Origin of the sequence: Paraburkholderia nemoris, assembly GCF_905221015.1 — a bacterium.
Lineage (GTDB): Bacteria > Pseudomonadota > Gammaproteobacteria > Burkholderiales > Burkholderiaceae > Paraburkholderia > Paraburkholderia nemoris.
This window is the reverse complement of record NZ_CAJNBO010000006.1, coordinates 202490-228879: the sequence shown is the minus strand read 5'-3', so window position 1 is coordinate 228879 and position 26390 is coordinate 202490. Positions and strand designations below refer to the sequence as shown.

Sequence of the window (26390 nt, the reverse complement as noted above, 5' to 3'; positions counted from 1 at the left end):
AGCGTCCTTATCCAGATCTGGGCGTGCCCAGATCGCTATTCTGACGGTAATCTGTTCGCGACGAGCAGCGCAGAGCCACATAACGCCAGGCCGGCAATTATCAGGAGTCCAAGGTGCAGGTTGCCGGTTGCAGTCTTGGCCCAGCCGATGATGGCAGGCCCCCAGAATCCGCCGGACAAACCGATCGTGTTGATCAAGGCGATACCGCCCGCTGCCGCATCGCCCTTGATGTATTCGGAGGGAATGGCCCAAAACACCGTGTACGCCATCCACAACATCGTCGTGGTAAGCGTCAACAGGACGAGCGTGGCGACGAGGTTACCGTCCATCAAAACCGACAGGGACAGCAACACCGCGGCGAGCAGCGCCGGCACCGAGCTGTGATAGCGCCGTTCACCACGTGTGTCCGATCTGCGGCCGATGAAATACATGCCGAAGGCGGCCCCAACATACGGAATCGCCGAATACCAGCCAAGCCGGATCGTATCGTTGACGCCTTGCGACTTCACGATGGTCGGCAGCCAGAAGCTCATGGCATAGATCGACGCGATGATGCAGAAGTACGCGCACGCCAGCAGATAGACCTTAGGGTTGCGCAAGACAGCCTTGAACGAGTGATCTCCAGCGGGGGACGCCACGAGCTCGGCCTCGAGCAGGCGCTTCTCGTCATCGCTCAGCCAACTGGCCTGCGCCGGCCGATCCGACAGGACAAACAGCGTCAGCACACCCAGCACAATGCACGGCAAGCCTTCGGCGAGAAACATCCACTGCCAGCCGGCGAGACCCGCTGTGCCGGCGAAGGTGGTCATCAGCCAGGCCGAGACGGGGCCACCTACAATGCCGCCGATCGGTCCGGCGAGAAAAACGATCGCGATGGCCCGAGCCATACGCGAGGGACCGTACCAGCGCGACAGGTAAAAGATCATGCCCGGCGCGAAACCCGCTTCGAAGATGCCGAGCAGAAAGCGCATTCCGTAGAACATATGCACGTTGCGCACAAACAGCATGCAAGCCGATGTGATGCCCCACAACACCAGGATGCGGCAAAAGGTTTTCCGTGCTCCGACTCTCGGCAACATGAGATTGCTCGGCAACTCGAACAGCACGTAGCCCAGAAAGAAGATCCCGGCGCCCACACCATAAGCGGCATCGGAAAAACCAAGATCGCTTTGCATCTGCAGCTTGGCGAAACCGACGTTGACTCGATCCAGATAAGCGAACAGATAACAGATCAGAAGAAACGGCAATAGCCGCCAGTTCAGCCTGTCATAGAGCGCGGAAACATCGTCCCCGTCGATTGTGGTTTGAATTGCTGCCATGCCTGTCTCCCTGTTCACCGTTCTGTTCGGCTCGCCTTCCGGATGAATAGTGGCGACGCCCAGCCGAACTAGCAACAGCAACTAAGTTCACGTATCGTTGCTCACAGGGCAACGGCAGCAACGAAAGGACAGCCGACATGCGAGAAATCAACCAGCAACGCCTCCGGTATTTCCATGAAGTGCTGACTCACGGCACGATTCGCGGCGCCGCGGATAGCCTCAACACGTCCCCCTCCGTGATTACGCGGCAGATCAAGCTACTGGAAGACGAACTCGGCGTGATGCTGTTCGAGCGCCAGGCCCGCGGCGTCAAGCCCACTGAGTCGGCGGCGCATTTGCTCGAATTCTGGAGAGGGTACCGGTCACAGCAGGAGAAACTGGAAGACCAGCTTCATGCCTTGCAGGGCCTCCAGCAAGGCCATGTTCAACTGGCCATCAGTGAAGGCTATGTCGATGCGCTGGTCGACGAAGTGCTCACCCCGTTCTGCGCGCGCTACCCCAAGCTGGACATCGGCGTGGAGATCCTGGCGGTCGACGACGTACTGAACGAAGTGGCCGAAAGCCGCGCGCATATCGGTCTTGCCTACAATCCGCCGCCGCATTCGCGCATCGAATATCGCGCAAGTTCGGCGCAACCCGTCGTTCTGCTGGTTCGCCCGGAGCATCCGCTGGCGGCGAGAGGCGGCCCGGCAAGCATCGAAGACGTGCTCGCCTACCCGCTTGCATTGATGCCGGCCACCTTCGGAATCGGCCACGCGGCAAAGATGTTGGCGTTCGCCGAAAACATCGAGATTCGTGCGACGCTCACCACGAATTCGCTAAGCGCGCTCAAGCGCTTCGTCGCGTCAGAAAACTTCGTGACGCTCGTTGGCGAATTTGCCGCGTATCGCGAGATCGCGGCGGGCGAATTGACCGTCGTGCCGATCGACCATCCCCTGTTCCGTGGTACCAAGGCGCGGCTGCTCGTCAAATCCGGCCGGCCGCTCGCGGCCGCCCCGCAGGAGATGCTCGAATGGATCCTGCGCCACATGACCATGTTCGCAAAAGCGGAAAACCCGTGATTCGTATCGCAATGTATCTGGGCAGCGAGGTGATACAGAACATTGCAATTGCCCCGGTTTCTCGACACAAGTCAGATACGTCCGGACGTTCTAATGCATCAACGCCGGATGCAAGACACCAGCAAATCGCAGATGACTGATCGAATTGCTGCCCTTGCTCCTGACATCGCGGCGCCTTCCTTTTAATTGATTGGTTCACGGAGAACGACATGAAAACCTCAATGATCGCTTTGGCATTCGCTGCATTCGCTACCGCTGGCTTCGCTCACGCCTCTGAAGCTCCTGCAACAACCGCGGCCCAATCGGCCGCCCCGCAAGTGCAGCAATGGAACCCGAGCCAAACCGGCGCAACGCAGAAGACCCGCGCAGAGGTCCGCCACGAACTGGTGCAAGCCCAGCGGGATGGACAGCTCGCCCAACTCAGCAGCTTGTATCGCGGCAGCTGATTATCTGAGTTCCGCCGGATTGAACTATGCTTCCAATACGGTAAGCAATCCTCTTGGTTCAAGATCCTTCGCGCGTTTCAATACTTCGACGCCGAGAGTTGCTCGGCGTCGAATATCTTTTGCATCAGTACCGAACGCTGCTCGCGGTAACCAGGGGCAACGCTTGCGTCGGCTGTCCGTCGACCGTGGCGCCGGCAAAGATAAAGCTCGGCGAAAGATGAGCGTTGATATCCGCAGGGAAGTTGAGCGCGGGCTTCGACACTTCGTCGAGCATCGTGATCTGCGCAGCGCTGAGCTCGAGGTCCAGCGCAGTCAAATTGGTTCGCAGTTGATCGATACGTCGCGCGCCGATGATCGTCGAGGTCACGCCGCGCCGTTGGTGAACCCATGCGAGCGCGACCGCAGCGGGGCTCACCTGAAGTTCGGCGGCGACCGCCACAAGCACGTCGATCACCGGAAACTCCTTGTCGCCCGGCACACCGACAAGCGCCGAGCGTTCTGATTTCACAGCTTGAGTGTTTTCGCGCGTGTATTTGCCCGACAACCAGCCGTTCTTCAACGGACTCCACGGCACGACACCTATGCCGAGTTCTTCGGCCATCGGTATCAATTCGCCTTCGGACGTCCGCTCCAGCAGCGAATACTCGACTTGCATTGCAATGATCCGGTTCCAGCCGCGAAACTGCGCCATGGTCTGCGCTTGCGCAACCTTCCAGGCTGGTGTGTCGGAAATTCCGATGTAACGAATCTTGCCGGAGGCGACCAGATCGTCGAGCGCGCGCATCGTCTCGTCGATCGGCGTGGTCCGGTCCCAGTTGTGAATCCAGTAGAGGTCGATGTAATCCGTCTGCAGACGGCGCAACGACGCTTCGCATTGTTCGACCATCGCCTTGCGTCCGGCGCCTCCACCGTTCGGGTCGCCCACGTGCAGGTTTCCGACAAACTTCGTCGCAATGACGCTGCGATGGCGACGGTCCTTGCGCGCCGCAAAGAAGTCTCCGATGATTTTTTCCGAGTGGCCCAGCGTATAGATGTTGGCCGTATCGATGAAATTCCCACCGCGCTCCAGGTACTCCGAAAGTATGGCTTCGGATTCGGCGGGGCTCGTGCCCCAACCCCAGTCTTCACCAAAGGTCATTGTCCCAAGACAAAAGGGACTCACGCGTAGACCAGAGGATCCGAGTGTGACGTATGAATCGAGCGACATAAAGTTTCCCCTGGAAAACGAGCCAACTGGCTAGCTCCAATGAGACCATCGCACGAGTGCGGCACGGTAGACCGAAACGCGCAAGCTCTTGCACAATCCTCTCAGATTGGATCGATTCGGGCAGATCCGCTTGCGCTTTCATCGCTCGCCAGGATACGTTTGAGTTATGGATACGCTCGCTGAACTTCGCACCCTGATTGGCCGCCATGCTGCCGACGACGTGACGGCAACGAGCCTACCCGGGGTCATCGTGTCGGTGTCGACCGCACAAACGCACTCGGTTCATCGCATCTACGAGCCAGTCTTCGCTCTGGTCGCCCAAGGCGCAAAGCGCGCGACCCTTGGCGATCAGATCCTCGAATATCACGCAGGACAATGTCTGGTCGTGACCGTCGATCTCCCGATGTCCGGACACGTGATCGAAGCGAGCGCGAAAAAGCCGTTTCTGGCAGTGGGCCTGAAGTTGAAACCCGCGACTATCGCTTCATTGTTGCTCGACACTGCTTCAGACGCACCTGTGGTGATGAACCCGTTCGCCGCGGCTGTCGGCGAAGCGACGCCCGAACTGCTTGACCCGTTTGTGCGGCTGCTACGGCTGCTCGAGCATCCGGAAGACGTGCCCGTTCTCGCGCCGATGATCGAGCGCGAAATCTTGTGGCGGATACTCACAGGAAGCCAGGGTGCGCTGCTGCGGCAGGTCGGCCTTGCCGACAGCCGCCTGTCGCACGTCGGGCGCGCGATTCGCTGGATCCGCATGCACTATGCGGAGATGCTGCGCACCGAAGAGCTCGCGGAGCTGGCGGCGATGAGCGTGTCCTCGTTCCATCGGCACTTTCGCGCCGTCACCGCCATGAGCCCGCTGCAGTATCAGAAGCAGATCAGGCTTCAGGAAGCTCGCACACAACTGCTGACCACCTCGAAGGACATCGCCAGCGTGGGGCTGAGCGTTGGCTATGACAGCGCCTCCCAATTCAGCCGTGAGTACAGCCGGCTGTTCGGAAGACCGCCGGGACGGGATGCGGAGCGGCTGCGATCGTCGGCCATGCAGGGAGGTGGTGCAACTGCGTGATCGTGAGTGACTTCAACGTCGATTTCTAATAATCATCACTTTTGGGTCGGTTAACCGCGAAAATTCAACATAAACGGCAAAAATTTGCCTGTTAACTAAGACTTGTCTTGCCGCACTGAACATCAACCGGTAAAATATCACCGTTTATCGGTGAATTTAAAGGATAACCGGCGAAATGTTGCTCTTTGATCTCGCTACCGCAGATGAAATTGCGCTTGAACTGGGTCACCGGCTACGCGCGCAGCGCCTCGCCCAGAATCTGCAGCAGAGTGAACTGGCCTCCCGAGCAGGGGTGTCGGAACGCGTGGTACGTAACCTCGAGCGTACCGGGAAGGCAACGCTTGAGAGTCTTCTCCGGGTAGCTATGGCGCTTGGGCTGACCGGCTCGCTGTCGCCTCTATTCGAACACAAACCGAACTCCATTCGCGCGATGGAGCAGGCGAGCGCCACGCGCGAACGAGCTTCCCGAAGGTGACGATGAAAAAACTGAGCGTCGTCTACGCCGGCTGGAGCGAGCGCTTCGAACTGGGCAAGCTCGGGGACGACGGAACAAACCTGATATTCGAGTACTCCTCCGAAGCGCTGCAACGCGGTCTCGAGCTTTCGCCCTTGCATCTGGCATTGCGTCAGCAGGCCTACGATAGTTTCCCGGACTACCAGTTCCGCTTGCCAGGGCTCGTTTCTGATGCCCTGCCCGACGGCTGGGGCATGCTACTAATGGACCGTCTCTTTCGGCAGCGGGGTTGGGAGCCTGCGCGGATGTCCCCGCTCGACCGTCTTGCGTTCATTGGCGAGAAGGCAATGGGTGCTCTTGTTTTTGAGCCGACTCAGGGAGACGATCTTCAACCTTCAGATGTGCAACTGATCGAGCTTGCCCGGGAGGTCCGCGAAGTGATGACGGACGGCAGTACCGAGTCGCTGCGTGAACTCGTCCTGATGGGCGGTTCACCTCACGGCGGCCGCCCTAAAGTGCTGGTCAACTTCGACCCGCACAGTGGCCGCATGTCGAATTCGGAGCAGAGTGCCGGCACGCCCTGGCTGGTCAAATTTCCTGCCCAGTACGACCACAAGGAAGTGTGCGCAGTCGAGGCGCTGTATGCCGTGCTTGCGCAAGCGTGTGAAATTCCGGTGCCGGCAACAAGGTACTTTGACCTCGGCCCCCGTCTTTCAGCATTCGGCATCGAGCGTTTCGACCGGTCTGGCGCTCAGCGCGTGCCAATGCACACCGCTGCCGGCGCGCTGAACGCCAACTTCCGATATCCATCGATTGACTATGGTTCGCTTCTGAAATTGACTCGCTTCATTACGCGGGACGAGCGTGAAGTCTTGCGGGCCTTTGAACGCTGTGTGTTTAATGTGGTGTTCAACAATCGGGACGACCACGCAAAAAACTTTTCATTCCGCCTGTCTGCGCAGGGGCAGTGGCAATTCTCACCGGCTTACGACTTGACCTTCAACGAAGGGCCGGGTGGCGAGCATCAAATGGACGTGTGCGGCGAGAGCCGTGAGCCGGCGCGTAAGCATCTATTGCAGCTTGCCAACCTGACGGGTGTACCGGCCCGTGCCGCGGAGGCGGTGATTGAACGCACTGCGGATGTGGCCAGCCGGTTTCGGGATCAAGCGAAGAGTTTTTCCATTCGGCGCGCAACGGTAAGCCTGATTGCAGGCAGGATAGAAACGAACCGCTCGCGCATGCTGTGAGGCGAGATCGATGATCAAGCACACTGACAGCACGCACACTCGCCGCACACATCGGACCCGACATGGAAATCAAGTGGATTGAGGACTTCATCGCGCTCTCGCAGTATCAGAGCTTCTCGCGAGCGGCGGAATTTCGGAATGTCACCCAGTCGGGGTTCAGCAGGCGCATTCAGTCGCTTGAGCAGTGGGTGGGCGCGGACCTCATTGACCGAAGCAGCTTCCCTCCCACGCTGACGCCTGCCGGACAACTGTTTCGGGAAGCAGCGGTAGACATTCTTGGAAAGCTATTCGATACGCGAGCCATCATTCGCATCGACCAACGCATGGCGGGCAAAGGCCTGCAGATTGCAGCAGGCCATACGATCGCGCTAAGTTTCCTGCCGGCCTGGTTAAAGGCGCTCACTGCCCGTTTCGGCGAGGTACGTGCCCGGGTGATACCCACCAATGTCCACGACTCCATCCTGATGCTCGTGAACGGCAACTGCGAATTGATGTTTGCCTATCATCATCCGGAACTGCCTCTCCATCTCGATCCAATCAGGTACGAACATCTCACCGTCGGCGTGGATGTACTGATGCCTGTCTGCCGGCCGAATCCGCGTGGTGCTCCCATCTTCCGGTTGCCGGGCACGACAGCGCGTCCATTGCCGTTGATTACCTACACGGAAACCAGCTATTTCGGCCGCTGCCTCGCACTCCTCCTGGGCCGCGTCGACGCAACCCCAGCTTTGCGGCCTCACTATGAGTCCGACATGGCCGAGGTCCTCAAGAAACTGGTTCTGGAAGGCGAAGGTGTGGCCTGGCTGCCAAAAAGCTCGATCGTCGCCGAGCTCGAAGCGGGCGAACTCGTCCCGGCCGGCCGGGATACGTGGCATCTCGAAGTCGAGCTTCGCGTCTACCGGGATGCCTCGAATCGCAGTGAGTTTCTGGACACGCTCTGGCGCCACCTTCGCGCCGAATCGCAGACTGTCGATTAAGGGTAATCCCGTGTTATGCGAGTTTCGCATATCCCCATGCAGGACCCGCATTGAGTCTTTTTTGATCATCTCTATCATCCGTCCATACACAGAAACGTCGCTTCTCTAGCGGCGTTTTTGCCTCCTGCCAGTGCACGGTGGTCACGTCGGACCCTTGTGCGCCTTCTCGGACTGATGGAAATGAAAAATCGCCTAACGTTCTATATTCTGGTCGGCATGGTGCTCGGCGTGATTGTCGGTTACGTGTGCCATCGGACCGTAGCCGATGCTGCAGAAGCCAAGACAATCGCCGGTTACTTCTCGATCATTACCGACATCTTCCTGCGTCTCGTGAAGATGATTATCGCGCCGCTTGTCTTCGCCACGCTCGTGTCCGGGCTCGCCGGAATGGAAGGGACGAGCGACGTGCGCAGAATCGGCTTCAGGTCGGTGGGATGGTTCGTGTGCGCCTCACTTTTCTCGCTCGCGCTTGGCCTCGTCCTTGCGAATGCGTTGCAGCCCGGCGCCGGCTTGCATATGACGCAGACCAGTTCCGATGTTGCCACCGGCCTAAACACCGCGGGTCTGAACTTCAAGGACTTCATCACGCATGCGTTCCCTTCCAGCATCATCGATGCGATGGCCCGCAATGACATTCTTCAAATCCTCGTCTTTTCCGTGCTGTTTGGCGTGGTGCTGAGTGCCATCAAGACGGACCCGCGCGTCACACCGTTGATCGCCGGCATCGATGCGCTCGTCCCCGCGATGCTGAAGCTGACCGACTATGTGATGCGACTCGCTCCGATTGGTGTCTTCGGTGCGCTTGCCTCGGCGATTACGGTGCATGGCCTGGACGTATTGACCACCTACGGCAAGCTCGTCGGAAGCTTCTACCTCGGCCTCGTCCTGCTGTGGGCCGTGCTCATCCTCGTCGGCCATGTCTTTCTGGGCAAATCGATCTGGAAGTTGCTAAAAGCGGTCCGCGAACCCGCGATGCTCGCCTTCTCTACAGCAAGCAGTGAAGCTGCTTATCCGCGCCTGACTGAGAAGCTTGAACAGTTCGGTATCGACAAGAAGGTGGTCGGCTTCACGTTGCCGCTCGGCTACGCGTTCAACCTGGACGGATCGATGATGTACCAGGCGTTTGCTGCGATCTTTATCGCGCAAGCCTTCGGCATCGACATGCCGCTCAGCGCTCAAATCATGATGTTGCTGATGCTTATGTTGAGCAGCAAGGGAATGGCCGGTGTCGCACGAGGTTCCGTGGTAGTGGTGGCGGCCGTTGCCCCGATGTTTCATTTGCCGCCGTCCGGCGTGGTGTTGATCCTCGCCATCGATCAGATTCTCGATATGGGGCGAACCGCCACGAACGTGATCGGTAACAGCATCGCAACGGCCGTGATTGCGAAGTGGGAGGCCAAACGGGTTGCCAGGCAGAACGACGCAGAGAACAGCATTGTCCTCGGCCAACTGCAAGGCGAAGCAAAATGATCAGCGCCAACGTGCTGAGCGGGAAGAGGTTCGGCGTGGTGGGCGGCCTGGGTCCACTGGCGAGCGCGGATGTCTTTTTCAAGCTCGTCAAATCGACGCCCGCCTCTAGCGATGCCGAACACGTCGATGTCATTTTCGAGCAGCATCCCTTCCGAAGCGCGGCCATAGGAAGCGAGGCGACGACGCAACGGAAACTGTACATTTTCGACATGATTAGCGGCTTCGAGAAGCGGGGGGTGACGACCGTCGTACTCCCCTGCTTTCTCAGCCACACGTTTATCGAAGAACTGAAGGCTAATTCACCCTTGCAGATTGTCGATATGGTGGAAGCGGTCCGCAGCCATGTCCGAAGAAAATTTCCGGCCGCACGGCGAATCGGCGTGCTGACCTCGGACTACACCCATCGAAAGGGGCTATTCGAAAAGTATTTCGCGGAGCCGGAATTTGAAGTCATTCATCCCCGGCCGCGCGACAGTGTCGATCTCATCACCGAAGCCGTCTACGGTGCGAACGGCATCAAGAGCGGAAATCTGTCTGGTCGGCCCGTCGCGCTTCTGCGCGAGGCGTGCGAGGACCTCATCGCGCAAGGTGCACAAATCATCGTGCCGGGTCTGACGGAGATTGCGCTCGTGGCGGAGGAAATGGGCTCGTTTCGAGTACCGCTGATCGATTCGAATCTCGCCTACGCGCAGTACGTGATCGCGGGCGAATACGGTTTGCCCGAATCCATTTTCAAAGTGGGCGTGGTCGGTGGAGTTGGGCCTGCAGCGACTGTGGACTTCATGCAGAAGATCGTGCGCAATACGCCGGCGAATCGGGATCAGGACCATATAAGGCTTCTGATCGAACAGAATCCGCAGATTCCCGATCGCACGGAAAATCTGATCGGCGACGGACCCGACCCGACTATTTCGCTTTACGCGACCTGCAAGAAGCTCGAGTCGGGCGACGCGGATCTCATCGCGATTCCGTGTAACACCGCTCACGCATTTGTCGAACGCATTCAACCGTATCTGGGCATACCGATCGTCAACATGCTGACGGTGACGGTCCGCCATCTGCGCGAAACGTTTCCGTTGCTGCGCTCCGTTGGCGTGCTGGCCACCTCCGGCACGATCGCAAGCGGCGTCTATGAAAAGGCCCTCGAGTCGCAGGGTTTGCACCAAATCGTTCCGGCTGCGGAATTGCAGGCCCGCGTGATGGAGGCGATCTACGGCAAGGAAGGGGTGAAAGCGGGATTCACTAGCGGGCAATGCCTCGATGACATTGCCGCTGCCATTGATGGGCTTATAGCGGAAGGCGTCGAGGTCATCGTCCTGGGATGTACCGAGTTGCCGCTTTTATTGCCACAGACGAGTTTCGTGGGCACGACTGGTGCACGCGTGAGTCTTGTCGATCCAACCGATGTCCTTGCACAGCAATGCGTAGCCCTGGCGACGGCCGGCAACCTCCAGCAGGCCTTTTCGGCCACCCTTTGACCGTGATACGGCAAGCTCTGATTAGCGACGTGCGCCGCTAATCAGGCAGCGCACGCCGCGTCGATGCCCCTCGACGTTGTCGCTGTCAATCGACCTATCCGACATGCAAATCACGAGTCGGCGCATGCGTGCGTTGCCGCGTCTCCCACCCTTCTGCCAAGCCCACATCGGCATCGGACGCGGGTAACATGGACACCGCGCGAACCAGGTCCGAAGCGCGTTCAGCGAGCATGATCGTCGGCGCGTTCAGATTGCCATTGGGTTCAGTCGGGAAAACAGATGAATCGATGACTCGCAAGCCTTCGATGCCGCGAACCCGTAACTCGGAATCGACCACAGCCATGTCATCCTCTCCCATGCGACATGAACCGCAAGGATGCATCGTACTTTCAAGGTTCGCCCTGACGAAGGCATCGATCTGCTCATCCGTTTGCACGTCCGGTCCAGGAGCGAGTTCAGCATCACGAAAGCGGTCCATCGCCGGCTGCCAGATGATCTCCCGGGTCAAGCGCACGCAGCGTCGAAAACCTTCCCGGTCCTCTTCCCGGTCCAGGTAGTTGAAGCGGATCTCCGGATGCGTATAGGGATCGGCCGACACCGCTCGCACGTGGCCCCGGCTCTTCGGCTTGTTCGGCCCGGTCAGCACCATGAATCCGTGTCCTTTGAACGGCTTGTCGCCGTCATAGCGCATGGCGGCCGGCAAGAAATGGAATTGAATGTCGGGCCAGCGCAACCCGGCTTCGGAGCGGATGAATCCGCCCGCCTCGAAATGGTTGCTGGCGCCCAGACCATCCTTGAAAAGAAGCCAGCGCAATCCAATCATGAATTTGCTAAACGGGTCCATTTTCGCGTTGAGCGTGACGGGCTCCTTGCACGCGTACTGGATATAGATTTCCGCGTGATCCTGAAGGTTTTCGCCGACTCCGGGCAGGTGGTGCCGAACCTCGATCCCCGCTTTCCGCAGTACGTCGGCCGGGCCGATTCCAGAACGTTGCAGCAAGTGCGGCGAACCGATAGGACCGGAGGCGATCAATACCTCAGAACGGCACCGCGCAACATGCGTGCGTCCGCCTTGATCGTATGCGACCCCGACGGCGCGCTTGCCCTCGAGAATCACGCGACGTGTCATCGCATTCGTCACTACGGTCAAATTCGGGCGCTTCATTGCAGGGCGCAAGTAGGCGTTCGCGGTCGACCAGCGCACACCATCCTTGACGGTCATGTGCATTGCCCCGAAACCCTCCTGCATATGGCCGTTGCAGTCTTCCGTCTTGATGTATCCGGCCTCTGCTCCTGCCTCGATCCACGCACCGTACAGCGGATTCTCCATGTTGTTGCCGTTGTTGGTGCTCAGTGGCCCCTCCGCGCCACGGTACTCATCCCCCCCGAACTTGTAGCTCTCGGCCCGGCGGAAATAGGGCAAACAGTTGCGATAACCCCAACCTCGCGCGCCCAGTTCCTCCCATTCGTCGAAGTCGCAAGCGTGGCCGCGAATATAGACGAGGCCATTGATCGACGACGATCCTCCCAGCACCTTGCCACGAGGACAATGCAACTGGCGGCCATTCAAATGAGCCTCGGGCGCGGTCTGATAACGCCAGTTGTACTTGGCCGTATTCATCGGCATCGAAAACGCGCTCGGCATCTGAATGATGATGCTGCGATCGCTGCCGCCGAATTCCAGCACCAGAACGCGGACCGCCGGGTCCTCCGTAAGCCGGTTGGCCAACACACATCCAGCCGATCCGGCGCCCACAATGATGTAATCGAATTGCTCGGTAACCATGATATTTGCCCTGATTTCCAGATCTTGACGGGGTTGTCCGTATTTCAGTAGCGACCCTTGTCGCCGGTGGTGTATTGCGGTGATGTCTTCTCGATATGGGCGATGACCGATTCCTCGTACTTCAGATCGAGCGAGCGCGACAACGCGTAGTAGGCGATGCCCGAGACGAACAGACCGACCAGCCATGCCAGATCGACGCTACCCATCGCACGGGCAAGCGGGCCCACATACACTTCGTTGGCGCCGTCGAGAACGCAGAAGAACGGAATCATCGCGACAAAGCCGATTGCGTACGCGATCAGACCTCGTGCGCCCCATGTCCCATACAGATTGTTGTGAGGCATGAAGAAGTGCGGAATGGCATAGCGACCCTTGCGGACGAAGAAGTAGTCCGTCAGATTGACCGCGGTCCAGGGCACGAGAAAATACAGCATGACGACGAGGTAAATATTCAGGACGGAGAGTCCCTTACCCGAGGTATAGATACTGAGCGCAACACCGAGCTGAAGGATCACCACAAAGAGAATCGCCAGAATGCGAGCCTTGGGAGTCGGCTGGACTTTGTGGAACGAATCGAGTGCCGTGATCGCCGTCAGTTTGGCGCTGTAGATGTTCATCGCGATCACCGGCAGGAACGCCAGAATCGTGACGCCGACCACAACACTTCCCATCCCCGGCGCCAGGTCGTTACCCACCTGACTCAATGCGACCAGCACATCGGTCGCGTGCAGATGGTCCGCGAGCCAGCCGCCAATCGCGATCATCCACGCGCCCGACAGCGATGCGCCGAGGAACACCGCCGCGATCAGCTTGCCGCTCGGCGTGTTTTTCGGCAGATAGCGCGAGTAGTCGGACACATACGGTGCGTAAGCGATGTTGTAGCTGGCGGCAGCCGCGAATTGCGCAATGAACGCAATCCAGTTGAAGCCTAGCGGTGGCGTCGGTGTCGCGCCCGGTGCGACGGCGGCGAGCGGCACGTCAGGCACCCAGTGCATAAGAACGGCCACCGTGACGAGTCCGTAAAGCGGCAGCGACAGATACAACGCCCATTTGAAACTGCGGTGCATCCAGTCGTGGCCGAGAATCGCCAGAACCGAAGCCGGCACGGTCACGGCCAACGCCACCTTGACAGGATCCCAATTGAACAAGGCTTTGAGACCTTGCATCATCAGCACCAGGTTGACGATGTTGAATCCCGCAAACACGAATAGCGTTGCCAACAGGACGACAATGACCCCGCGATAGCCGAATTGCGCTCTTGACTGGATCATCTGAGGCAAGCCGAGATGCGGCCCTTGCGAGCCGTGAAAGGCCATGAACAAGGTACCGAACATGATGCCAAGCGTGCCGGCTATCGTGGTCCACAGCGCGCTCAGACCAATGCTGGGACCAACAAAACCGATGGTCATCGTGAAGAATGTGAAATTACCCAGAAACCAGAATGGCCCCTGCCTGGATAATCTGTCGGTTCTTTCGCTATCCGGAATGAAATCGATCGAATGACCTTCGATCGCGCCGTGCTCGACCGCAACTACAGTGCTTTTAACTACTTCGTCTGTTGCTTGCATCATGTACCCCTGACAGCAAAGAGAGGTTGATGGAATAGATTTGACCCGGCATGCACGCTGACCGCCGCGCCGCGCTGGTCTGGAGACGCCATTGGCGCAGTGCCGGCTCAGTACAGCGTGATCCAGACCGCCTTGCTCTCCATCAGATGATCGAGCTGCTCGGGGCCGAGGTCTTTGCCAAAGCCGGATTCCTTGAATCCGCCGAACGGCATCGAAGGATCGATCGTGCTATGGGCATTGACGTAGACGGTACCCGCGCGCAGTTGCGGGATCAGTTTGTGAACGCGATTCAGGTCATTGGAGTAGATCGCGGCAGCAAGACCGTATGGCGAATCATTCGCTTGCGACAACGCATCGCCCAGATCGTCGAAGGGGGTGGTCACCAGCACAGGTCCGAAAATTTCTTCGCGAACGATCTTCATGTCGCTGCGGCAATGCGTAAAAATGGTCGGTTCGACGAAGTAGCCTGCCCGGTCCAACACGCGGCCACCATGCACGATTTCCGCGCCTTCGCGCCGCCCGGCTTCGATATAGGACGAGACGCGATCCTTCTGCAGCGCGGAAACGAGCGGGCTGATGAAGCAATCGCGATCGAGGCCCGGTGCGATCTTCAACTTACGCGTGTGCTCGACTAGCGCGCCAATGAATCTGTCGTGAATGCCGCGCTGGATGTAAACCCGCGTACCCGCGTCGCAGACCTGTCCAGAATTGAAGAAGACGCCGTTTGCTACGGCCTGGGCCGCCGCTTCGATGTCTGCGTCCTCGAGCACGAGTACCGGCGATTTGCCGCCCAGTTCGAGTGTCATACGTTTGATGCCGCCCACAGCCGCTCGCCCGACAGTTCGACCCACCTCGGTGGAACCGGTGAACGTGATCTTGTCTATGCCCGGATGAGCGGCCATAGCGGCACCAATTTCGCGCCCCCGCCCCGTTATGACATTCACGACGCCATCCGGAATTCCTGCCTCCTGCACCAACTCTGCGAAGCGAAGTGTGGACAGCGACGTGAGTTCGGCGGGTTTGATCACGGTCGTACAACCGGCAGCGAGCGCCGCCGCAACCTTCCACGCCATGGTTTGCAGCGGGAAATTCCACGGCACGATGACGCCCACCACGCCGATGGGCTCCTTGCGCGTGTAGGCAACGTATTCACCAGGCAGGGAGGGTTCAACCGTACGGCCGTGGAGCTTCGATGCCCAACCGGCGAAATAGCGGAAGGTGTCGATCGTGCCTTGTACGTCGACGTCACGCGCATTGGCAACAGACTTGCCTACGTCGATCGATTCGATCTCGGCCAACTCAGTTGCATTCGCTTCGATCAGATCGGCGAGGCGATGCAGCAGTCGTTCGCGCTCAAGGGGTTTGAGCTTTCTCCACGGTCCACCGTTGAACTGCTTGCGGGCAGCGTCGACCGCACGATCCAGATCGGTGGTCGTACCCAGGGGAATGTGCGTGATCACGCCCGCGGTAGACGGTTCGAGCACTGTGCAGGATTCGCGATCGCCTTGCGGCACCCAGGCACCGCCAATTAACATCTTCTGCGGCCGGGTGAGAAAGCGTTGCGTCTCTTCCCGGATGCCGAACGTCTCCAGGTAATTCTGTACGACCTTGTCCATCGTTGTCTCCTGTCTTACGGATTGACTGCTATTCGGCCTCTCATGGGCCGGTTTCGTGCAGAGCGGTTCGCCTGTTTCCGCCACGTTTGTTCGTGGATCCCGCGTTGTAGCCGACAGGTCCGGTCGATCAAAAGCGACCGGGGTCCATCGATATAAACGCGGCTTGTGGCAGCGCGGTGTTTTGAGAGACTATGGACGACAAGGTCGCGGGTAAAAATCACGTGAATCAGATGTTCATATCGGGAATACCGAAGCAAGTCGCGCAAGGAGAGCAACGACCGTGATCCAGTTGCAGGACGTGGACCTCAAGCTACTGAGGGTTTTCATGACGGTGGTACGGTGCGGCGGATTTTCCGCTGCCCAGGCGACCCTGAACGTCAGCCAGTCGACAATCAGCGAGCAAATGACAACGCTCGAAACGCGCCTCGGCCTCAAGCTTTGCGAGCGGGGGCGCAGCGGATTTCGCCTCACTGAACACGGTGTGGCCACTTTCGAGGCAGCGCAACGGCTGCAGGTGGCGGTAGAAAGCTTCTGTGTGGATACCGACGCGCTGAAGAAACACGTCTCGGGAAAGCTGTACCTCGGCATCATTGACAACACAGTGACCGACTCAGCCTCGCCGCTGCCGCAGGCGCTGCAAGCGTTCGTGTCGAGGGGGCACGACGTGCATCTGGACGTCTACGTCGGCACGCCCGCCGAACTGGAAGAACGTGTGCTGGACGGCCGGCTGCATATCGCAGTCGGGCATTTTCCGCTTCACGTGCCGGGGCTGACCTACACCGACCTGTATTGCGAACCGGACGGTCTGTATTGCGGGAAGGCTCACGCACTCGCAGGCCGATTGCCTGGCGACGCCGCGCTCGACGAGGCCATCGCATCCAGCCGTGTAGTAGCGCGAGGGTATCTTCAGCAGCACGACCTGCGAATGCTGAAAGTGAGCAAAGCCGCAGCAACCGTCGACAATATCGAGGCGCAGGCCATCCTTATCTTATCGGGCGCCTACATCGGATTTCTGCCGATTCACTACGCGGCTCGTTGGGTTGTGCGCGGCGAGATGCATCAGATCTGTCCGGAGCAACTCGGCTCGCATTGGCCATTTTGCGCGATCACGCGGCGGGCCGCCGCGCCGCCAACCATCCTGCAGGTCTTCATGATCGACCTGATGGAAAGCTACCGTATGGTTCAGCGGGCGGCACCCATGGCGTAGGGCCGCCGCAGTGTCATGCGGCGCCGCGACCCTTCGCCATGCTTGGGCGACATGAACCTACGGCTGTGTGGACGCCAGCGGTGTAGGCTCACCATTTCGATAGGTATAAATCGTGATCGGCGAGTCCGTCAGGTCGCGGTTCCTGTCGAACTGGTAGTGCCCGGAAACACCATGAGAATCGATGCCGGCGAGCGCGGCACGATATTGAGCCGGTTCGATCGAATTGGCTTTCTGCATTGCCTGCGCCACGATATTCACGCCATCGTACAAGGCCGCGCTGTAGGTCAACGGGTCGGTATGAAAGCGTTGCTTGTAGTCCGCCTTGAACTGGCGGCCCTGGGGTGTCTGATCGAGCACCGGTCCGCCTTGCGGGCAATACACGCGTGTATCGACCGCATCGCCGCCGAGTTTCGCCAGTTCGGCGTTGCACATGGCATCGCCGCCAAGGAGATAGCCGTTCATCGCAAGGCGCTTCATCTGTTTGCGCAGCGCACCGGCTTGCGCGTAATAACCGCCGTAGAAAATCCCTTCCGCGTTCGCGCCCTTGACGTGTGTGAGGATCGAGACGAAGTCGGTCGCCTTGTCGGTCGTATATTCCCGATCGACAATCTCGATGCCGTTGGCTTTAGCGGCATTGACGAATTCATCGGCGAGGCCCTGCCCATATGCGGTGCGATCGTCAATCACCGCAATGCGCTTGATCTTCAGTTCCTTTGCCGCAAATTCACCCATCCGGCTGCCCAGTTGCGTATCGCTGGCGGAGATGCGAAACACGAACGGATAGCCGTGTTGCGTGATCGACGGATTCGACGCGACGGTCGCCATCACGATTCCGGACACGTTCACCAGGTTTGAAATCGGAATCGCGACCCCCGAATTGAACGGCCCGAAGATGACCTTCACGTTGGCGTCGACCAGGCTTTGCGCAACCGTCATGCCGGTACGCGGATCGGCGGCGTCATCCTGCGAGACCAGTTCGAAACGGGTTTTCTGGCCGCCGATCACCAGCCCCTGGGCATTCAGACGCTCGATCGCCATCCTCACGCCGTTTTCGTCGTCCTTGCCGATGGCGGCCTGCGGACCGGTCAAGGGTCCGGTCAAACCGATTTTGACCACCTGCTCCGCCGCCGTCACACCCACCGACACCATGCTCAAAGCGACTGCTGCCAACCAGCTTGCACCTGCGTACGACTTTTTCATCGCGCTCTCCTCACATCATGACGTGCCTGCTCGCCTCGCCGCCGGAAGTGGCGAACGCGTGGCGCTTCGGCACAGAAAACATCGCTTTGGGGCCGCACTGTCCGCATGCCCTCGCCGAACGTTGGGCAGTGGGGTTGACAGCAATTCTGTGTAGCCAAATTCCCCAATAAAATGCACCATTGATGAAACACATTTCGGAAATTCCCGAAGTAATCAAGGGGCGGCACGATGCAAGTTCAGGACACGGATCTTAAGCTGTTGCGGATCTTCGAAACCATCGTGCGATGCGGCGGTTTCGCCGCGGCGCAACCGATTCTCAACATTGGTGCATCGAGCATCAGCGAATACATGTCGCAACTGGAGACCCGGCTCGGACTGCGGTTATGTGAACGCGGACGTGCGGGTTTTCGCCTCACGGAAGAAGGCGCGGAGTTGCATGCCGCCGCGCAACGTCTGCTCGGTGCCGTCGACACGTTTCATATGGAAGCCGGCGCGTTGCGCAATCAGCTCTCTGGCGTGCTGCGCTTCGGCATGATCGAAGCGACCTTGACCGATAAATACTCGCCGCTGCCGGCTGCGATTCGCGAGTTCGGCCAGATGGCGCCAGAAGTCCGCCTGCATGTGCAGATCGACACACCGGGCAGCATGGAGCAGCACGTGCTGGACGGTCGCCTCCATCTCGCCGTGGGGCCGTTTCCCGCGCGTATTCCCGGGCTCGACTACGTGCCGCTCTATCGCGAGGAGCAGGGGCTCTATTGCGCGTCGACCCATCCGCTGTATGAGCGGGCAAGCGGACGCGTGCCCGTTGCGGTGCTCAGCAAACAGCGGCTCGCTGCCCGCGCATATCTTGGCAACCAGGAGCTCAAGCTGTTGCGCATGCCGCAGGCCGCCGCCTCGGTCGACAACGTCGAAGGCCGCGCCATGCTGATCCTGTCGGGCAACTACATCGGCTTTCTACCGCCCCACTACGCGCAGCCTTGGGTAGACGGCGGTCTGTTGAGCCGCATCGATCCCGAGCACTATGTGACACATTTGGACTTTCAGATCATCACGCGCAAGGGCGGCGAATCGGCGCGGGTAGTGCTGGCCTTTTGCAACCAGTTGCAGGTTGCGGCCAAACAGGTGAGCCGCGCCACGCGAAACAGCAAATAGCGCGCGCCGCGTTATGCGATTGCGGTCCACGATAAGCGTGGCCGGCAATCGCGTTCGCGTGGCGTAAGAGAATCCCGTTTAGCGGGTGAGGTTTCGCTTGACCTTGCGTTGATGCATCACGCGGCCGATCGTGTTCAGCAGCAATTGCGCCGCCAGAATCGAAGTCGAACCGGAATGGTCGTAGTCCGGCGCGACTTCCACGAGATCGATGCCGATCACGTCACCCTGCTCAGCGAGTCCTGCAAACAACTCGAGTCCTTCGTAATAGAGCAGGCCACCGTGGCTCGGCGTGCCCGTGCCCGGCGCGATCGACGGATCGAAACCGTCGATATCGATCGTCAGGTAATAACGCACGCCCTTGGGAATACGGTCCAGAACGCCCTGGATGCCGAGGCGCCGCAGGTCGCGCACCGAGATGATGTCCGAGCCCATCTCGCGCGCCTGTGCGTATCCTTCGCGTGCGGTGGACGACACGTTGCGGATGCCGATCTGCGTCATGCCCGACACCACGCTTTTCTCAGCTGCACGACGCAACGGATTGCCATGGCCGTGACGCACGCCGTGACGCTCGTCGACGAAATCGAGGTGGGCGTCGATATGGACGATATGAAACGGCTCCTGACCTTCGAACGCATTGATGCAGGGAATGTTGATCGAATGATCGCCGCCCATCACCACCGGCAACGCGGCCGCCGCCAGGATCTTGCGCACGCCGTACTCAATATTTGCGTGACTCTTCTCCGTGTTGGTGTGCACCATGTCCGCGTCGCCGATATCGACGATCCGAACTTCGTTGTTCGGCAAATAGACGACATCGTCTTCGAAATCGTATGCCCCGCCGTGGCCAAACGAAAACAGGGTCGACGCATCGCGAATCGAACGCGGACCGAACCTGGCGCCTGCCCGCCATTGCGTACCGCAGTCGAAGGGAGCGCCCATCACCGCGACATCCGCGTCGATCTTGTCCCAGTCAAGACACAACGGAGACTTCGCGAACGTGCAGATTCCAACAAACGGCAAATTGAGCCGCCCTGTTTCGTAGCTGTTTTCAGACATGCTTATCTCCGTCCTGTTATGGGTTCGGCCAGGTGCGGCGCACGCGCTGCTGCCGTCTTCACTGCAGCAACGCCCGTCGTGACGGGCCAGCGGTTTATCTGGAACAGAGTCTAGGCAAACAAATTCAACGGAAAAATGCCAAACATGAGAAATGCACTTCGGGAGATTCCGAAGCAATGTTACAGCGCGGCAGACACTCCGCCACGTCGTTACGTACGAGTGGCCCGGTGCGGTCATCGAGATGTTGAAGACTATCGATCCGCTAACCAATCCCACGGCCTATGGCGCGAGCGCTGCGTCCACCGCAGGCAGATAGCTGTTGAAGCCGGCTTCCACGAGGGCTGCACGCACACGCTCGAGTTCGCGCTGTGTTTCCTCACCGGAATAGTCTTGCAGCACGCGAGCGAGGACCCGGCCGCGCGCTACAAACAGGTCCGCCCACGGCAGCGGCTCGGTTTGTGTATAGCCTTCGAGGGCTGCGACATAGCGCAGTGCGCCAGCCGCGTCGCCGGCGGATATCATCGCTTCGATGGCGTCGCGATAGAACCACAGATGATTGTGACCCACCGCGCCGCGGTCCAACATGTCGGCACCTTCGGCGAGCAGACGCGCGCGTTCGCCGTCGTCCTCGACAGCACGGCTCAATGCACCCACCGCCTTGGGCGCGCTGAACTGCGTGCCCACCTCACGGCACAGCGCCAGCGCTTCACGCAACAACGCCGTGGCCTCACGCCGATGGTCGGTCGCGAGCAGCACGCGTGCCCGCATCTCCATATTTTGTGCCTCGAAGCGGCGAGCACCCAGTTGACGGATGATCAGCGTCTCGCGCTCGAGATGGGCGAGCGTAGCCTGCATGTCGCCCAGTTCGTAGCTGGCAAAGACACCCAGCGTTTCGCACAGCATCTGCGCACGTGGCTGGCCGACCAGCGCCGCGGCGCGTGCAGCGGCGCTAACGTCCTCGTGCGCCAGACGTGCCTCGTTGAGATAGATCCTGCTGAAGCCCGCCATCGAACGATTCGCGACCTCGATGCGGCCAAAGCCGTGTTCGCGGCTTAGCGCAACGCACCGGCTGAAGTGCTCGAAAGCAGTGCGCATGCGCCCTTGCGCGTAGGCCGCATCCGCAAGGCCGCCAAGCGCACGCGCCTCCGCTTCCGGCGCGCCGAGACGCCGCGCATAGCCAAGCCCGCGCTCATGTTCGGTGCAACAATCGTCGATCTTGCCAAGCGGAAAGAGGATGTTGCCGCGCAGATGATGCAGGCGCGCAAGTTCGGGCACCTGATCCAGACGTTGCGCCACGTGCTGGGCTGCGTCGAGCAGCGCGAGGGCTTCGACGAGGCCTTCGCTCACTCGCAAACCTTCGGCGAGGCCAAGCTGGGACTGGCAGAGGCTCGCTTCGTCTGGCGCGGCGGGCACCGCCGCACGGTACGTCTCGATCGATGCGGCGATGTCGCCGAGATCTCGTTGGAGCTCTCCCCTGAAACAGATCAGCGCGTGGCGATCCTTATCCGTTTGTGCGATTTGCCGACCTCGCTCGACGAGCCGCAATGCCGCGTCGGCAAAGTAGGCAGCGCGTTGTGCGAGCGCGGCGTCGAGGTAGGCCCGCGGTGCACGCTCGTCCTCAGCACGGTCGAGATGCTGGGCGCGCAGTACGGGGTCCGTCGCCGCAAACCAGTCGGCGGCGAGGCGATGCAACTCGCGCCGACGTGCCCGCAGCAGTGTCGAGTAGGCGCTCTCCTGGATGAGCGCGTGGGCAAACAGAAAATCCTCGCCCTCCGGTAAGACGAGTGCGTTGGCGACAAGCCCGTGACAGACGTACTCCGGCGCATCGATCAGCCGCCGCAGCAACGCGAGGCCAAAGCGCTGTCCGATGACCGCGGCAGCCTGGAAGGCCTCGCGGTCGCGCGCAGTCAACCGGTCCATGCGCGCCAGCACGAGACTCTGGATCGTCGCGGGGACCGCCTCCTCACTCCCTTCTTCGGCGTTATGCAGAAGCTGTTCGAGGAACAGCGGATTGCCGCCGGCCCGCTCGATGCAGGCACGCGCGATACGTTCGCTCGCATCGATAAAGCTGCCGGCAAGATTCAGCGCCTCGTCGCGGCGCAATGGACCAAGGTCGATCGTGGCGAAGGGCGTGCCGCGGCAACCTGCCCGCCATGCCGCATCGAGCGGATCGCCGTCCACGCGCGAAGTCATCACCAGCAGGCCCGGGCCGTTCGCGATCGCTACGGCGAACGCGGCCAGATAACTGAGCACCTGTGGGTCGGCCCAATGAAGGTCTTCCACGACAATCATGGTGGGCCCGCGCCGGCATGCATCCTGCGCGATCGCCGCGGCAACCGTGCGCTTGCCGCGCGTCCGGGCGGTGTTGTCCATCGCGTTGTACAGCGTGCGCCATTCGCCGGTTTGCGCAAGGTCGAGGAGGTCGTGGAGAAACATCAACTGATCGGGCCCGACAGCACCGGACGCGGCAAACCGCTCGGCGGCCGCGCGCCGCTCGTCGGAGCCGGCTGCGGGCGGCAAGCCCAGCAGACTGCCGACAATGGTGCGAATCGGGTCCTGGCCTTTGCCCACGCCGAAATCCAGCACGAGGCCGCGGTGGCCGCCAAAGCCGAGCGTTTCGACGAAACGGCGCATTTCGTCGACGAGCCGCGTCTTGCCGATGCCCGCCTCCCCGCGAACATAAACAACGTGGCCGGCTCGCTGCTCGAGACATGTACGGGCGACGCCCTTGAACTGCTCGAGTTCAGCCTTGCGGCCGACAAACACGCTGCGGCTCGCCATGACGGGTTCAAAGGGGAGACCGCGCAGACGCCACACCTGCACCGGCGAGTCGATCCCCTTGAAACGCATTGCGCCGACGGCGTCGCTCATCACGCCATCGCCCAGCGCGCGATGCACGCTATCGGAGAGCAGCGTTTCGCCGGGGCCGGCGGCAGCAACCAGCCGCGCGGCGAGGTTCACGGAGTCGCCGAGCACCGTGTAGTCCTGAACATCCGCGCGCTCGAGCGGCCCCGCGACCACCTCGCCGCTGGCGATGCCCACATGCGCCCTCAGCGGAGGCGCGCCCTGCTCGCCCAGTGCGTTAAGTGCCTCATGAATCTCCAGCGCGGCACGCGCCGCGCGCAGCGGATCGGTATCGTGTGCGCGCGGCGCACCGAAGATTGCCATCACGGCATCGCCGATGTGCTTGTCGATCGTGCCGCCGTAACCGAGGACGATCCCATCGACGAGCGCGGTGTAACGGCCTGTCAACTCGCGCAACTCTTCAGGATCGAGCGTCTGCGATAGCGCGGTGAAACCACACAGATCGGCGAAGAGAATGGTGACTTGCCGGCGCTCGCTGGCAGGGGCATTCACAGCGGGCGCCGCCGCGCACACTGCCGCGTCGCGCTGCTCGGCAATCGCCGCCAGCAGGCGCTTGCGGTGGCCGAGCGAGAGGACACCGAGCTCTTTCAGGTCCGCGTCGTCGAGCTGTGCCAGCATCGAGAGATCGATGTCGTTCCCGGCAAATGCGGGTGCGTATTGCTCAAGCCCCAATGCATGTAGCCACTGATCGATATCCATCGCCGCCGCCCAATCCGGTGCGTGTACGAACACGCATGCTGCGTCGCAACTCGTCGCCGCGCGGGTCGTCGAAGCGTATGCCGGAACCAGGCCGCGTCGCGCGAACAATCATACGAATCGGCGCACCGCCTGGTGCCGCGCTGCGACTGGCGCAACGTACTCCGTGTTCAAGTCCTTCCCGCCTAAAATACAGTGTACGTCCAGCGTGAAGGAAACGGCTACCGGGCGAGATTCCATCCGCCCTCACCGGGAAGCACCGTGAAACCAGCGACCACAGGTTCCTCGCCCGTTGTCCGCTCCGGGCTACGCATTACGGGCCTGGTCGGAGACCTGTCGGCGGGAATGGTGTCGACCTTGGTCATGCTCTGCTACGCAATGAGCCTGGGCACCCTGATCTTCAGCGCCGACCTCGCCCGTTACGCCGAGCTTGGCGTACCCACCGCCTTCATCAGTTGCGTGGTGACGGCGCTGGTGATCGCCTTGACGAGTTCGATGCGCATGAACATCGCCGGACCCGACGGCAACGCGACGGCGTTTCTTGCCGGTGTGGCGGCCGGCGTTGCGAGCAGCGTGCGCGCTAACGGCGGTACGCCGCAGACAATTCTGCTGACGGTGCTGATCGCCATCGCGCTGTGTTCCGTGGTGACAGGCATCATTCTGTATGCGGTCGGTTCGTCGAAGCGCAGCCGTTCCCTGCAATTCCTGCCTTATCCGGTCGTAGGCGGATTCCTTGCAGGCACGGGCTACCTCCTGCTAGCCGGCGCGTTTCGGGTCGTGACCGGCGAATCCTTGAACTGGCACACATTGGCGCTGGTGACACACCTGAACTGGCTAGCGTGGGCGCCCGCCGTGCTGGTGTGCGCGTTAGCCACGCTCCTGTCGCGCACATGGAAACACGCTGCGGCGCTGCCGATCACGCTTGCATTCGGCGTCGCGCTGTTTTACCTGCTTCTGCTTGCTGCAGGCTTGTCGATCGACGACGCCCGCAACTCGGGACTGTTGCTTCCGCGCGTGGCGCTGCATGCGATGCGGATTCCAGAACTGCATCTGCCGGCATCGCTCGCGCACGGAAGCGTCGACTGGTCGGCCATCGCTGCGCACTTGCCGGAGACACTCATGGTCACGTCGATTTCGGCAATCACGATCCTGATGAATTCGACGGCGATTGGCGCGGCCACGGGCGAAGACATCGATCTGAACCGTGAAATGCGAGCGGCCGGCATCGCCAACATCGCGAGCGGGATGTTAGGCGGAATGGTCGGCTATCAGTCGTACAACCGATCGATGCTCAACGCACGCGCGGGTGCGACAAGCCGTATGGCAGGCGTATTCGCCTCCCTCGCGTGTCTGTTCGTGCTGGCCGTTTCGCCGGACCTGGTGGCGCTATTTCCGGTGCCGGTGCTGGTCGGGCTGCAGCTCTTCATGGGACTGCGCCTGTTGATCCAGTGGCTAGTGGGCGCATATCGCCAGCTCAACTGGTATGAGTATCTGCTTGTGCCGCTGATTCTGGGCGCTATTGCGTTCTACGGCGTCGTCCCGGGCGTGGTGGCCGGCGTCATCGCCGCCTGTGTGATGTTCGCCCTGCTGTACGGCCGTATCAGTTGCGTCCGGATGGAGTTCGATGGCAGTACGCGCACATCGAATGTCGAGCGCAGCATCGAGGCAACCGGACGGCTTCACGAACTAGGGGCACAGGTCTGCGGAACGTGTTTGCAGGGCTTCCTCTTCTTCGGCACCGCCAATTCGATCCTGCAGCGCGTGCGCGAACGGCTAGCCCGGCACGGGCCGATACCCGTTCGCTTTGTGGTGCTCGACTTCGCTTCGACCAACGGCCTGGACGCGTCGGTATCGATCAGCTTCGTCAAGCTAAGGCAACTGTGCGCGACGCTCGATGCGGACCTGGTGTTGACGGGGCTGCCGGCACGCTCGCGTAACCTGCTCCTGAAGACCGGCACGCTGAACCTGCGGATCCACGAGTTCGCTACGCTGGACGCGGGGCTGGAGTGGATCGAAGATTCGCTTCTCGCGTCGGACCCACGCGCGCTGCCGCGCGGCGAAGAAGATTTTCAGGCGATGCTCGCGCCGCATTTCACGCCGTGCGCGCTTGAAAGGCTGCTGGCCCTTCTGGAAGTGCGCGAGCTTGACGCGGGGCAGCCGGTGTTCCGTCACGGCGAACCGGGCGACGCCATGTACTTTGTCGAGCGCGGCCGTGTCACGGTCTTACTGCGGCTGGCGGACGGCAGATCCCTCAGGTTGCGCTCGTTCGGGCCGGGTACGATCGTCGGCGAAATGGCGGTCTACACGCAGCAGGTGCGTAGCGCGGATGTGCTTGCAGAGGGCCCCGCGCGCGTCCGGCGTTTGGCGCTCGAGTCGTTGCGCGCGCTCGAGCACGACGATCCCGAAACCGCGCAGCAGGTTCATCGCTTTGTCGTCAAGGTCATGGCGTCACGGCTAGCTGTCGCGGACGAGGCATTGCGCGCGGCGCATTGACAGGCTCGTTCAATTGTCGCGCG

19 protein-coding genes are annotated in these 26390 nt (G+C 60.6%); 11 read left to right on the top strand and 8 right to left on the bottom strand.

The features are described from left to right. Positions 1 to 35 precede the first annotated feature (35 nt). Positions 36 to 1319, bottom strand: a complete 1284-nt coding sequence (locus tag KHO33_RS11740) for an MFS transporter (protein WP_200565046.1) — start codon at positions 1317 to 1319, stop codon at positions 36 to 38. Between the two features lie 137 nt (positions 1320 to 1456). Between KHO33_RS11740 and KHO33_RS11735 the strand changes: the two genes are divergently transcribed. Together KHO33_RS11735 and KHO33_RS11730 are read left to right on the top strand one after the other, a co-directional pair. After that, positions 1457 to 2380, top strand: coding sequence for a LysR family transcriptional regulator (locus tag KHO33_RS11735; protein WP_200565047.1), 924 nt, complete (start codon positions 1457 to 1459; stop codon positions 2378 to 2380). Between the two features lie 209 nt (positions 2381 to 2589). Next, entirely contained in the window at positions 2590 to 2826 is a 237-nt protein-coding gene (locus tag KHO33_RS11730) for a DUF4148 domain-containing protein (protein WP_054033513.1), read from the top strand. Positions 2827 to 2950: 124 nt separating this feature from the next. Here the strand turns inward: KHO33_RS11730 and KHO33_RS11725 are convergent, their stop codons facing one another. After that, positions 2951 to 3964 (bottom strand): aldo/keto reductase, encoded by a 1014-nt coding sequence (locus KHO33_RS11725; protein ID WP_200565048.1) that lies wholly within the window; start codon positions 3962 to 3964, stop codon positions 2951 to 2953. 235 nt (positions 3965 to 4199) lie between these two features. On the opposite strand from KHO33_RS11725, the gene KHO33_RS11720 reads away from it, so the two are divergent. The 6 genes from KHO33_RS11720 to cuyB all read left to right on the top strand — a co-directional run bounded on the left by KHO33_RS11720 (position 4200) and on the right by cuyB (position 10728). Beyond that, the gene (locus tag KHO33_RS11720; RefSeq protein ID WP_054033516.1) at positions 4200 to 5102 is read left to right on the top strand and encodes an AraC family transcriptional regulator; all 903 of its coding nucleotides are present in this window, start codon (positions 4200 to 4202) and stop codon (positions 5100 to 5102) included. Between the two features lie 175 nt (positions 5103 to 5277). Beyond that, positions 5278 to 5577 carry a helix-turn-helix domain-containing protein gene (locus tag KHO33_RS11715; protein WP_234475223.1) on the top strand — a complete coding sequence of 100 codons (300 nt, stop codon included), beginning with the start codon at positions 5278 to 5280 and terminating at the stop codon, positions 5575 to 5577. A gap of 2 nt (positions 5578 to 5579) precedes the next feature. Then, positions 5580 to 6803 (top strand): type II toxin-antitoxin system HipA family toxin, encoded by a 1224-nt coding sequence (locus KHO33_RS11710; protein ID WP_200565049.1) that lies wholly within the window; start codon positions 5580 to 5582, stop codon positions 6801 to 6803. Positions 6804 to 6865: 62 nt separating this feature from the next. Further along, a complete protein-coding gene (locus tag KHO33_RS11705) occupies positions 6866 to 7780 on the top strand; it encodes a LysR substrate-binding domain-containing protein (RefSeq protein WP_200565050.1) in 915 nt (304 codons plus the stop codon). A 180-nt stretch (positions 7781 to 7960) separates the two neighbouring features. Further along, on the top strand, positions 7961 to 9250 hold the full coding sequence (locus KHO33_RS11700) for a dicarboxylate/amino acid:cation symporter (protein WP_200565051.1): 1290 nt from the start codon (positions 7961 to 7963) through the stop codon (positions 9248 to 9250). Further along, positions 9247 to 10728: a cysteate racemase gene (cuyB, locus tag KHO33_RS11695; protein WP_200565052.1), complete on the top strand. Its 1482-nt coding sequence runs from the start codon at positions 9247 to 9249 to the stop codon at positions 10726 to 10728. Before KHO33_RS11700 ends, cuyB begins: the two co-directional genes overlap by 4 nt. 94 nt (positions 10729 to 10822) lie before the next feature. On the opposite strand, the gene betA is transcribed toward cuyB, so the two are convergent. The 3 genes from betA to KHO33_RS11680 form a co-directional block, all read right to left on the bottom strand. Beyond that, positions 10823 to 12514, bottom strand: a complete 1692-nt coding sequence (betA, locus tag KHO33_RS11690; RefSeq protein WP_200565119.1) for a choline dehydrogenase — start codon at positions 12512 to 12514, stop codon at positions 10823 to 10825. 44 nt (positions 12515 to 12558) lie between these two features. Next, on the bottom strand, positions 12559 to 14085 hold the full coding sequence (locus tag KHO33_RS11685) for a purine-cytosine permease family protein (protein WP_200565053.1): 1527 nt from the start codon (positions 14083 to 14085) through the stop codon (positions 12559 to 12561). 104 nt (positions 14086 to 14189) lie between these two features. After that, positions 14190 to 15698 carry an aldehyde dehydrogenase family protein gene (locus KHO33_RS11680; protein WP_200565054.1) on the bottom strand — a complete coding sequence of 503 codons (1509 nt, stop codon included), beginning with the start codon at positions 15696 to 15698 and terminating at the stop codon, positions 14190 to 14192. A 280-nt stretch (positions 15699 to 15978) separates the two neighbouring features. Between KHO33_RS11680 and KHO33_RS11675 the strand changes: the two genes are divergently transcribed. Then, positions 15979 to 16905, top strand: coding sequence for a LysR family transcriptional regulator (locus KHO33_RS11675; protein WP_054033525.1), 927 nt, complete (start codon positions 15979 to 15981; stop codon positions 16903 to 16905). Between the two features lie 57 nt (positions 16906 to 16962). Here the strand turns inward: KHO33_RS11675 and KHO33_RS11670 are convergent, their stop codons facing one another. Further along, on the bottom strand, positions 16963 to 18105 hold the full coding sequence (locus tag KHO33_RS11670) for a branched-chain amino acid ABC transporter substrate-binding protein (protein WP_200565055.1): 1143 nt from the start codon (positions 18103 to 18105) through the stop codon (positions 16963 to 16965). A 228-nt stretch (positions 18106 to 18333) separates the two neighbouring features. On the opposite strand from KHO33_RS11670, the gene KHO33_RS11665 reads away from it, so the two are divergent. After that, entirely contained in the window at positions 18334 to 19257 is a 924-nt protein-coding gene (locus tag KHO33_RS11665) for a LysR family transcriptional regulator (protein WP_200565056.1), read from the top strand. 78 nt (positions 19258 to 19335) lie between these two features. Here the strand turns inward: KHO33_RS11665 and speB are convergent, their stop codons facing one another. Together speB and KHO33_RS11655 are read right to left on the bottom strand one after the other, a co-directional pair. Further along, entirely contained in the window at positions 19336 to 20313 is a 978-nt protein-coding gene (gene speB, locus KHO33_RS11660; protein WP_200565057.1) for an agmatinase, read from the bottom strand. 279 nt (positions 20314 to 20592) lie between these two features. After that, positions 20593 to 23910, bottom strand: a complete 3318-nt coding sequence (locus tag KHO33_RS11655; RefSeq protein ID WP_236074665.1) for an adenylate/guanylate cyclase domain-containing protein — start codon at positions 23908 to 23910, stop codon at positions 20593 to 20595. A 225-nt stretch (positions 23911 to 24135) separates the two neighbouring features. On the opposite strand from KHO33_RS11655, the gene KHO33_RS11650 reads away from it, so the two are divergent. Beyond that, positions 24136 to 26367, top strand: a complete 2232-nt coding sequence (locus KHO33_RS11650) for a SulP family inorganic anion transporter (protein WP_054033533.1) — start codon at positions 24136 to 24138, stop codon at positions 26365 to 26367. Positions 26368 to 26390 lie beyond the last annotated feature (23 nt).